The sequence below is a fragment of the Polynucleobacter sp. AP-Titi-500A-B4 genome (assembly GCF_018688095.1).
In the GTDB taxonomy this organism is placed as follows: Bacteria; Pseudomonadota; Gammaproteobacteria; order Burkholderiales; family Burkholderiaceae; genus Polynucleobacter.
This window is the reverse complement of record NZ_CP061311.1, coordinates 70,425-80,024: the sequence shown is the minus strand read 5'-3', so window position 1 is coordinate 80,024 and position 9,600 is coordinate 70,425. Positions and strand designations below refer to the sequence as shown.

Here is a 9,600-nt window from a genome sequence, read left to right as displayed (position 1 = left end):
TTTTGATCGGCCTCATGGGCGCGGGAAAGTCGACCGTTGGTAAAGTACTAGCCAAAAAATTAGGGCGTCGATTTTTAGATGCGGATCATGTTATCGAAGAGCGTTGTGGCGTAAAAATTCCGGTCATCTTTGAGATGGAGGGTGAAGAAGGCTTTCGTAAGCGTGAAGCGCAGGCCATTCGCGAAGTGACGACTGAAAAAAATATTGTCCTAGCTACAGGTGGTGGCGCAGTGCTAATGCCAGAAAATCGCAAGGCCTTAAGTGAACAAGGTACAGTGATTTACTTACACGCTAATCCAATTGAGCTATGGCATCGTACGAAGGGTGGCGAAGGGCGCCCCCTCCTCCGTAATGGGGATGCAAAAAAAATTCTCGAAAACTTATATGCAATTCGTGATCCTCTCTATCGCGAGATTGCAGACCATGTGATTGAAACTGGCAAGCCCAGCGTTAATCAACTGGTAAACACCTTAATCATGCAGCTTGAACTTTCCACTTGAAACTTATGATGAAAACCCTTGAAGTTGATCTTGGCAATCGCAGCTACCCTATATATATCGGCACAGACTTAATCGATCAGCCCCAGCTGTTTAACGCTTGTGAAAAATCAACCTCAATTTACATCGTTACCAATACAACGGTTGCCCCACTGTATGCAGATCGCTTAACTAAAACCTTAGAAACATTTGGCAAGCCAGTAAGAACGATTATTCTTCCAGATGGTGAGTCATACAAGGATTGGAAAAATCTTCAACTCATTTTTGACGACCTTCTCAAATTTGGCGCTGACCGTCAAACCATGTTAGTTGCCTTAGGAGGCGGTGTCATTGGGGACATGACCGGCTTTGCAGCTGCAAGCTTCATGCGTGGCATTCGCTTTATTCAAGTACCGACCACACTCTTAGCTCAAGTAGATTCTTCTGTTGGCGGCAAAACTGGTATCAATCATCCCTTAGGTAAAAATATGATTGGGGCCTTTCATCAGCCTGTTGCTGTGGTTGCCGACCTCAATACTTTGAAGACTTTGCCTCCACGTGAACTATCTGCAGGACTTGCGGAGGTAGTAAAACATGGTGCAATTGCGGATGCTCAATTTTTAGATTGGATTGAAGCCAACGCAAAATCATTGCTCGCCTGCGATACCGATGCGATGAGTCATGCCGTACTGCGCTCATGTGAAATTAAATCAGCAGTGGTTTCTGCCGATGAAAGAGAAGGCGGAATCCGAGCAACTCTGAACTTTGGACATACCTTTGGGCACGCAATTGAAGCTGGCATGGGTTATGGCGAGTGGTTACATGGTGAGGCCGTGGGATGTGGCATGGTCCTCGGAGCAGATTTATCGTGCCGCCTCAATTTCATCAGCAAGGCGGATGTTGAGCGCCTCACCAAAATTATTCAGTCAATGAATCTTCCAATTGTTCCGCCAAAATTTGGTGCCGAGCGTTATATGGAACTCATGCAGGTGGATAAAAAAACGGAAGGCGGCCAAATCCGTTACGTAGTACTAGAAAAAATTGGTAAGGCTCAGATTAAAAGCGTGCCAGATGCACAGGTGATTGAAACTTTAAAAGCAACTGGCGCCGCTTAATCTAGCTTTAGGTTTTCATGAGTTGAATTTTGACTGGCTGCCCAGCTTGGGCGCTAGCAAATTCTGACAAATCACTTAATAGTTCTTTGCCAGTCTTGGTGTCGAGCCATAGAGGCTGTGTCATACTTCCTGCCCAGCGATAGTGATACCCGCCTGATTTAGCAGCCACCCAAATTTCATGAAGAGGGGGCTGGGTATTGACCACAATCACGCTTTTATCCCGAAAACGAATATTGATAACATTGCCACCTTGGCGCTCTACATCCAAATCAAGATCTAACGCATCATCAGCCGCCTCTAATGCCACTTCAATTGATTGCAGCAAATTGCTGCCCAATTGGTAAAACTGCTTATCGTCAATGGTTTCGACGCCTGAATTATTTGGATTCATAACCGAGCCCTGCATGCTATATTCAATCATTCGTTTTAGAGACATTCATGATAGCGATTCTTAATAGAGCCCTCGGTATTAGCCTCCTAATATCCCTTGTTGGATGCGGGGTTAGGGGTCCTCTATATATGCCAAATGTACCCCCAGCCCCTACGGCGCCGACAGAGCCTGAGCCTAAAGGCAAACTCTATCCCCCACCTACAAGCGCTGCCCCTTCTTCATCGGTTAAGCAATGACAAGCAAAGCATTTCCTATTCCTACATTATCTGGATTTACTGAACGTGATGGCAATTGGTATGCCGAAGAAATTCCGCTCGCAGATTTAGCAAAAGAATTTGGTACACCACTCTACGTCTATAGTAAAAAAGCATTGGCTGAGGCATACCAAGCTTATGACAAAGCTTGCGTAGATGCAAAAGGCAAGCGGCGTGCACGCGTCCATTACGCCATGAAAGCAAACAGTAATTTAGCAGTGATTGATTATTTCAAACAACTCGGCGCAGGCTTTGATTTGGTCAGTGGTGGTGAGCTAGCTCGTGCATTAGCTATTGGCGCAGATCCTAAGAGCTTGGTATTTGCAGGAGTTGGTAAATCTGCTGCTGAAATCGCGATGGCTCTCAAGGCCGGCGTCAAATGTATCAATGTAGAATCCATTGCAGAGCTTCACAAAATTAATCGCGTTGCAACTGAGCTCAGTCTGCGTGCGCCTATTTCTTTGCGAGTCAATCCTGATGTGGATGCGCAAACACATCCCTATATTTCTACGGGTTTAAAAGGAAATAAATTTGGCATTGCTTATCACGAAGTATTAAAAACCTATCGCGAAGCATCGCAACTTTCTCAAATTGATGTTGTTGGCATTGATTGCCATATTGGCTCTCAAATTACAACGACTGCACCTTACTTAGATGCGCTCGATAAAGTTTTAGATTTAGTAGAGCACCTCAAAAAAGAAGGTATTGTGATTCATCACCTCGACTTAGGTGGAGGCTTGGGGATTGCGTATAGCGATGAAACCCCACCCGATATCACTGAGTTCACCAATACTCTTTTGAACCATGTGGCAGAACGTGGATTTGCTCATCTAGATGTGGTTCTTGAGCCCGGCAGATCTTTAGTGGGTAATGCTGGTGTCTTGCTGACTACCGTTGAATACCTCAAGCCTGGCGCCGAAAAGAACTTTTGCATCGTAGATGCAGCAATGACTGAATTAATGCGCCCCGCACTGTATGAAGCGCATCACGGCATCGTGCCCGTGAAAGCCAAAGAAGCAAAGGGCCTCACCTATGATGTTGTGGGTCCAGTTTGTGAATCAGGCGATTGGCTAGGCAGAGATCGTCACCTCGCTGTTGAAGAAGGCGATCTTTTAGCCATCCTTTCAGCTGGCGCCTATGGATTTGTGATGGCCTCAAACTACAATACGCGCCCTAAACCAGCAGAAATTATGGTTGACGGAAAGAAGGTTTACGTCATTCGCGCTCGCGAAAAAACAGATGACTTGTTTGCAAGTGAAAATGTTTTACCAAAACAATAGTTAAGAAAAAATTTAGACAAATAAAAACCCCGCTCATGTAGCGGGGTTTTTATTTAAAGCTTAAAAATCTCTTAATGCAAACCAGCGATGTAATCGGAAACGGCTTTCATTTCTTGATCAGAAAGCTTGGTGGCAATCGCTGTCATTTGGCTGCTGTTCTTGCGAACACCTTCACGGAAGGCGAGCAATTGAGCATTGGTGTAATCAGCCCACTGACCACCTAAGCGTGGGTATTGCGCAGGAATGCCAGCACCAGTCGGGCTATGGCATGCCGCACAAGCAGGAACGCCTTTTGCCGCAATGCCGCCACGATAAATACTTTGGCCTAATTCAATGGTGTCTTTGTTTTGTGCAACACCTTCGGAAACTGGTTGCTTTACCAAGAATGCAGAGATATTTTGCATATCTTGCTCAGTCAAGGTTGCAGCCATGCCCATCATGATTGGATTAGCGCGAGTACCTTCTTTGAAATTTTTCAATTGCTTGGTTGTGTAGGCCGCATGTTGTGCAGACAACTTAGGCCAGGTGGCAACAGCACTTTGACCTTTAGGACCATGGCAAGTCAAACAGGCAGTTACGCCACGGCTTGCATCGCCATTGGAATACAAAGCTTCACCAGCAGCAGGATCAACCTTTGGCTTACCTGGCACTGCAGCTTTGGCTTCTGCAGCAGGGGCCATTGGAGCAGCATCAGCTGCAATTGCTAAACCAGAAACGCCAATCAAGGCGAAAATAGAGAAAACAGCAAAACCAGCACGCAAGCTAGCGAATTTGGAGATTTGGGAGGTTTGACGCATTATGTTTACCTTGGCAAAAATTCCTAAAAGTGTTTGGGCCCTACATTTACAACCTTTTTACCCAACACCATGAGATATTTCATGATTTGGCGTGATTTTACAATAGCTTCAGGACATGTCTAAACTCTTTCAAGCCCGCTTTGCCACCACAGTCAATGACACCCATTGCCTGCCTGCCACTCCCCTGCGTGAGGTAGCCTTCGCTGGTCGCTCAAATGCGGGTAAATCGAGCGCCATTAATGTCCTTTGCAACCAAAAAAGGCTCGCTTTTGCCAGTAAGACCCCTGGTCGTACCCAACATATCAACTATTTTGGCCTGTTCTCAAAAGACGATCTTTTAGCCTATTTGGTGGACTTGCCAGGCTATGGCTATGCCGCCGTAAACCATGAAACCAAATACCACTGGAATGCTCTTCTCAGCGACTATTTACAGGAGCGCGAGCAATTGGTTGGCATGGTCCTGATTGTGGATGCAAGACGTGGCATTACCGATCTAGATGAACAAATGATTCAATGGTTTGTTCCAACCGGCAAGCCAATCCACATTTTGCTCAGCAAGTGTGACAAGCTCAATAAGAGCGAGTGCAAACACGCTCTAGAGGCGGTGCGCAAGCAACTTCAACAATATGATCCTGCCCTATCAGATGGGGCTGGTGACTCAAAGCAACTTACGGCACAATTGTTCTCAAGCACGAAGCGTATTGGCCTTGAAGAGGCAGATAATTTAATTATTAAATGGCTATTTGAAGCAGAAACTCATGAAGATGAAATCACCAGCTAACTCTTTGCTTAATTTTCCAGGGCATCGCCCACGTCGTATGCGTCGCGATGATTGGTCACGCCGACTCATGCAAGAGAACTCTGTTTCTGCAAATGATTTAATCTACCCAGTGTTCTTGCTTGAAGGCCAAGGTAAATCTGAAGCCGTTGCTTCAATGCCTGGTGTCAGTCGTGTTTCATTAGACCTACTCATGCCAGTTGCGCAAGAGTGTGTTGATCTAGGCATCCCCGTTTTAGCTTTGTTCCCGGTGATTGACTCAGCGTTAAAAACACCTAATGGTAAAGAAGCATTTAATTCGACTGGCCTTGTTCCTAATGCAGTTCGCGAACTCAAAAAACGTTTCCCGAGTTTAGGCATCATGACCGATGTGGCGCTTGATCCATATACAAGTCATGGTCAAGATGGTGTACTCGATGAGCAAGGTCGCATTCTGAATGATGAGACTACAGCGATCTTGGTAAAACAAGCCATTGCACAGGCAGAAGCAGGTGTCGATATCGTTGCACCATCAGACATGATGGATGGTCGCATCGGAAAAATTCGTGAAGCGCTTGAGCAAAAGAATTTAATTCACACGCGCATCATGGCGTACTCAGCCAAATACGCATCTGCTTTTTATGGCCCATTTAGAGACGCTGTGGGCTCAGCTAAAAACCTTGGTAAGGCCGATAAAAAAACTTACCAAATGGATTGCGCCAATGGGGACGAGGCTTTGCGGGAGGTCGCTCTCGATATTAGCGAAGGTGCTGATATGGTCATGGTTAAGCCAGGCATGCCCTATTTAGATATCGTGCGTCGCGTCAAAGAAGAATTCAGTTACCCTACTTATGCCTATCAAGTGAGCGGTGAATATGCCATGCTCAAAGCAGCCGCCCAAAATGGTTGGCTAGATCACGATGCCGTAATGATGGAATCTTTGCTGGCATTTAAACGTGCTGGCGCAGATGGTGTTCTGACTTACTTTGCACTAGAAGCAGCGCGGCTACTCAAGAAAAATAATTAACGAGTGATTATTTGCTGGTAGCTTTTTTTAAACGCTCAGCAAATCGCTGGGGTGGCATATAGCCAATTACGCGTTGCTCTTTTTGCTCTTCTGATTGTTGATTGAAGATCAAAATGCCCGGAGGGCCATACAAACCAAAGCGCTTTAGCAATGCCTGATTGTCAAGGCTATTGGCTGTGACATCGGCTTGTAATAAAACAAACTGCTTGAGCACTTTGCTCACCTCTGGGTTTGTGAAAGTGTTTACTTCCATCTCCTTACAACTGATACACCAGTCGGCATAGAAATCTAGCATGACTATTTTTTGTTCTTGCTTGGCCTTCATCAGTTGCGCATCTAACTCAGCTGGAGAATGAATAACAAGGAATGACAAATCTCCTACTTGATGAATCTTCTGTCCATTAATAGTGTTTACCGATCCACTAGGGTCATTTTTTTGGATTAATGGGGAAGCTATCCAAGCAGCAGTCGCCACTAACAAGACACCCAGGGTGCGCTGTAGCCAAACCATCCAAATACCCGTTGAAGGAATCAAAATACGCGCTTCAATCGCAATAAAGAGCAGTGGTAAACCCATTCCCAAGGCCATGACAAAGAGCAGTCCTGCGCCTAGACTCATAGAGCCTGTTTGAGCAATAAAGGCTAAAACACCCGCCAATGGGGCCGTAATACACGGGCTAGCAACAAGAGTAGAAATGCCCCCCAAGGCAAAGGCGCCAAAGACGCTACCGCCCTCTTGACGACCTGCCAGCCGATCCACATGTTGATGCCATGACTGAGGTAATCGCAGGTCATAAAGACCAAACAAGCTGCCCGACAAAAGCAGGAGCAGGAGTGCAAAAGCAGATAGAGCAAGTGGGCTCTGTAGCGCTCTTTGCACACTACCTCCTAGAGCCGCCATCAGCACGCCAGCCAAGGCGTAGATGAGGGCCATACCCAAGATATAGGCAAGCGCCAATATGCTCGCACGGCCCTTTGAAATCGCTTTGCCACCCTGCGTACCAAAGATCACACTCGACAAAATTGGGAGCATTGGCAAAACGCAGGGCGTGAAAGCCAGCGCGAGACCTAAAACAAAAAAGGCTAAAAATAAATAAGCTGTGGAAGTATTTTGTAAGAAACGGCCGATTGCATTCACATCATCACGCTCACGCCACAAATCACTCAAACTCAATTCCGTTTGAGTGGTTGACAAAGCTTGCGATCCTTCAAGCGCCTCTGGTATTGGCGCCGCCTTCACACCAGGCCCAGCTAATAGAAATTTTAAGGTCATTGGTGGATAGCAAATTCCAGCTTCTGCGCAACCCTGAAGATTGACATCAATATGAATTGGCTTGCCGGGGGTCGGATTAACATCGAGCAACACCATGAATGCTTGCTTATAAACTTGCAATTTTTTCTGAAAAGTTTCATCAAACTTTTCCACACCCAATGGCAATGTAGGCCTTATTTTATATAGCTTCCCAGCTTCTGAGCCCGCCTCAAATTGCAAGGATTCTTGATAGAGGTAATAGCCTTTGGCAGGTATGAACTCAATCTCAATTTGATTGGATTTATCTAACCAGGTTGCCTCTACCCGAAATGCTTTTTCTGGTGACAAGAATTCTTGTGCAGCAAAAACTTGTGTTGATAACAGCACAAGCAATGCGATGAACATTTTCAGAAGGGATTGCATTCTCATTACTGTGAATTTACCTCAGCCTGTACCCATTCACCGTATTGCTGCGAATATTGCTCTGGTGAAAAAGCTAAAATCTCAGGCAAATCGTAAGGATGGCTTTCTTTTATAAAAGCAGAAATCGCTTCCCATTGGTGCGCAACCGTTTTAGCAGACAAGAGAATCTCATGCTCTTCGCAAACTCTTCCTTCCCAACGGTAAATTGAATAAACCCCTTCACTCATTTGCACACAAGCCGCAAGATGATTCTCTACTAGGGCCTTAGCCAAGGTTCTAGCAGCCTCAATATTGGGAAGACTGGTTACAACCACCAATAGGTCATGGGATTTAGCTGGGATGTTCTGGGGCATGCCGTATTTATAACCCGTAAATGAAAAAAGCCAGACCGGAGCCTGGCTTTTCAATCGCTGGGAGACTTAAGCCTCTTCAGCTACAACTGCTGTTTCTTCAACTTCTGGGCGATCTACCAACTCAACCAAAGCCATTGGTGCATTGTCGCCATGACGGAAGCCGAACTTCAAAATACGAAGGTAGCCACCTGGACGTGTTGCATAGCGTGGGCCGAGTTCTGTGAAGAGCTTAGCCACGATATCGCGATCACGAGTGCGATCAAATGCTAAGCGACGGTTTGCTAAGTTGTCTTTTTTACCCAAGGTAATCAAAGGCTCAACAACCATGCGCAATTCTTTTGCTTTTGGCAAAGTCGTTTTAATGACTTCGTGCTCCAAAAGAGAATTGGACATATTGCGCAGCATCGCCAAGCGATGTGAAGATGTTCTATTTAGTTTGCGTAAGCCGTTTCCGTGACGCATGATGCTTCCTTTCTAATTATTTCTCGAGGTTAGCTGGAGGCCAGCTTTCGAGTTTCATGCCAAGACTTAAGCCACGAGCAGCCAATACGTCTTTGATTTCATTCAAAGACTTACGACCCAAATTAGGCGTCTTCAACAATTCATTCTCTGTACGTTGAATCAAGTCACCGATGTAGTAAATGTTCTCAGCTTTCAAGCAGTTTGCAGAGCGAACTGTGAGCTCAAGATCATCAACTGGACGCATCAACATTGGATCAACCATTGAAGAGCGGCTTGGTGCGAGATCACCAGAAACTTCGCTGCTCTCAAGAGCTGCAAATACAACTAACTGATCAACCAAGATGCTAGCAGCTTGACGAATTGCTTCTTCAGGAGATAACACACCGTTAGTTTCAATAGTCATTACCAAACGATCGAGATCGGTACGTTGCTCAACACGAGCGGACTCAACAGCATAGCTAACACGGCTTACTGGGCTGAATGAAGCATCCAACACAATGCGGCCAATAATCTTAGTTGCTTCGTCGTTGTATTGACGAACATTACCTGGAACATAGCCACGACCTTTTTCAACCTTGATCTGCATATCCAACTTACCACCAGCAGACAAGTGAGCGATCACATGATCAGGATTGATAATTTCAACATCGTGCGGCAAGTCAATATCTTTTGCGGTAACGACGCCTGGGCCTTCTTTACGCAAATTGATGGTGACTTCATCACGAGACTGTAATTTGAATACGATACCTTTGAGGTTCAACAAGAGGTTTACTACGTCCTCTTGAACACCATCCAAAGTGGAATATTCATGAACTACACCTGCAATAGCTACTTCAGTTGGTGCATAACCAACCATCGAGGACAAGAGTACACGACGTAATGCGTTTCCGAGTGTGTGGCCATAGCCACGCTCGAACGGCTCCATAACAACCTTAGCTTGGTTGGCGGTAAGCGCTTCAACAGAAATAATCTTTGGCTTGAGCAAATTTGTTTGCATATTTTTTCCTTGAGAG

At 45.7% G+C, this 9,600-nt stretch carries 12 protein-coding genes; 6 read left to right on the top strand and 6 right to left on the bottom strand.

Annotated elements, in window-relative coordinates:
- The first annotated feature begins 14 nt into the window (after window positions 1-14).
- Window positions 15-500 carry a shikimate kinase gene (locus FD968_RS00490; protein ID WP_251367658.1) on the top strand — a complete coding sequence of 162 codons (486 nt, stop codon included), beginning with the start codon at window positions 15-17 and terminating at the stop codon, window positions 498-500.
- An 8-nt stretch (window positions 501-508) separates the two neighbouring features.
- Window positions 509-1,591, top strand: a complete 1,083-nt coding sequence (gene aroB / locus FD968_RS00485; protein ID WP_215367881.1) for a 3-dehydroquinate synthase — start codon at window positions 509-511, stop codon at window positions 1,589-1,591.
- 7 nt (window positions 1,592-1,598) lie between these two features.
- On the opposite strand, the gene cyaY is transcribed toward aroB, so the two are convergent.
- Window positions 1,599-1,982 carry an iron donor protein CyaY gene (gene cyaY / locus FD968_RS00480; protein ID WP_215366518.1) on the bottom strand — a complete coding sequence of 128 codons (384 nt, stop codon included), beginning with the start codon at window positions 1,980-1,982 and terminating at the stop codon, window positions 1,599-1,601.
- Window positions 1,983-2,029: 47 nt separating this feature from the next.
- Here cyaY and FD968_RS00475 point away from each other — a divergent pair, with 47 nt between their 5' ends.
- Window positions 2,030-2,218 (top strand): lipoprotein, encoded by a 189-nt coding sequence (locus tag FD968_RS00475; RefSeq protein ID WP_215366513.1) that lies wholly within the window; start codon window positions 2,030-2,032, stop codon window positions 2,216-2,218.
- Entirely contained in the window at window positions 2,215-3,516 is a 1,302-nt protein-coding gene (gene lysA, locus FD968_RS00470; protein ID WP_215366509.1) for a diaminopimelate decarboxylase, read from the top strand. The genes FD968_RS00475 and lysA overlap by 4 nt, the downstream gene beginning before the upstream one ends.
- A 71-nt stretch (window positions 3,517-3,587) precedes the next feature.
- Here lysA and FD968_RS00465 read toward each other — a convergent pair whose 3' ends face one another.
- Entirely contained in the window at window positions 3,588-4,313 is a 726-nt protein-coding gene (locus tag FD968_RS00465; protein ID WP_215366506.1) for a cytochrome c, read from the bottom strand.
- 115 nt (window positions 4,314-4,428) lie between these two features.
- Between FD968_RS00465 and yihA the strand changes: the two genes are divergently transcribed.
- Together yihA and hemB are read left to right on the top strand one after the other, a co-directional pair.
- The gene (gene yihA, locus FD968_RS00460) at window positions 4,429-5,094 is read left to right on the top strand and encodes a ribosome biogenesis GTP-binding protein YihA/YsxC (protein ID WP_215366503.1); all 666 of its coding nucleotides are present in this window, start codon (window positions 4,429-4,431) and stop codon (window positions 5,092-5,094) included.
- Window positions 5,072-6,097 carry a porphobilinogen synthase gene (hemB, locus tag FD968_RS00455; RefSeq protein WP_215366500.1) on the top strand — a complete coding sequence of 342 codons (1,026 nt, stop codon included), beginning with the start codon at window positions 5,072-5,074 and terminating at the stop codon, window positions 6,095-6,097. The genes yihA and hemB overlap by 23 nt, the downstream gene beginning before the upstream one ends.
- A gap of 7 nt (window positions 6,098-6,104) precedes the next feature.
- Here hemB and dsbD read toward each other — a convergent pair whose 3' ends face one another.
- From dsbD to rpoA, 4 genes are all read right to left on the bottom strand, one after another.
- Window positions 6,105-7,778: a protein-disulfide reductase DsbD gene (dsbD, locus tag FD968_RS00450; protein WP_215366495.1), complete on the bottom strand. Its 1,674-nt coding sequence runs from the start codon at window positions 7,776-7,778 to the stop codon at window positions 6,105-6,107.
- On the bottom strand, window positions 7,778-8,125 hold the full coding sequence (gene cutA / locus FD968_RS00445) for a divalent-cation tolerance protein CutA (RefSeq protein ID WP_215366491.1): 348 nt from the start codon (window positions 8,123-8,125) through the stop codon (window positions 7,778-7,780). Before cutA ends, dsbD begins: the two co-directional genes overlap by 1 nt.
- A 66-nt stretch (window positions 8,126-8,191) precedes the next feature.
- Complete coding sequence (gene rplQ, locus FD968_RS00440) at window positions 8,192-8,587, bottom strand: 50S ribosomal protein L17 (protein WP_215366488.1); 396 nt, start codon at window positions 8,585-8,587, stop codon at window positions 8,192-8,194.
- A gap of 16 nt (window positions 8,588-8,603) precedes the next feature.
- A complete protein-coding gene (gene rpoA, locus FD968_RS00435; RefSeq protein ID WP_215366484.1) occupies window positions 8,604-9,584 on the bottom strand; it encodes a DNA-directed RNA polymerase subunit alpha in 981 nt (326 codons plus the stop codon).
- Window positions 9,585-9,600: the final 16 nt, after the last annotated feature.

Coding starts and splice junctions, on each gene's coding strand:
- lysA (WP_215366509.1), top strand. CDS start 2,215: ATGACAAGCAAAGCATTTCCTATTCCTACATTATCTGGATTTACTGAA.
- yihA (WP_215366503.1), top strand. CDS start 4,429: ATGTCTAAACTCTTTCAAGCCCGCTTTGCCACCACAGTCAATGACACC.
- hemB (WP_215366500.1), top strand. CDS start 5,072: ATGAAGATGAAATCACCAGCTAACTCTTTGCTTAATTTTCCAGGGCAT.
- dsbD (WP_215366495.1), bottom strand. CDS start 7,778: ATGAGAATGCAATCCCTTCTGAAAATGTTCATCGCATTGCTTGTGCTG.
- cyaY (WP_215366518.1), bottom strand. CDS start 1,982: ATGAATCCAAATAATTCAGGCGTCGAAACCATTGACGATAAGCAGTTT.
- cutA (WP_215366491.1), bottom strand. CDS start 8,125: ATGCCCCAGAACATCCCAGCTAAATCCCATGACCTATTGGTGGTTGTA.
- rplQ (WP_215366488.1), bottom strand. CDS start 8,587: ATGCGTCACGGAAACGGCTTACGCAAACTAAATAGAACATCTTCACAT.
- rpoA (WP_215366484.1), bottom strand. CDS start 9,584: ATGCAAACAAATTTGCTCAAGCCAAAGATTATTTCTGTTGAAGCGCTT.
- FD968_RS00490 (WP_251367658.1), top strand. CDS start 15: ATGGGCGCGGGAAAGTCGACCGTTGGTAAAGTACTAGCCAAAAAATTA.
- aroB (WP_215367881.1), top strand. CDS start 509: ATGAAAACCCTTGAAGTTGATCTTGGCAATCGCAGCTACCCTATATAT.
- FD968_RS00465 (WP_215366506.1), bottom strand. CDS start 4,313: ATGCGTCAAACCTCCCAAATCTCCAAATTCGCTAGCTTGCGTGCTGGT.
- FD968_RS00475 (WP_215366513.1), top strand. CDS start 2,030: ATGATAGCGATTCTTAATAGAGCCCTCGGTATTAGCCTCCTAATATCC.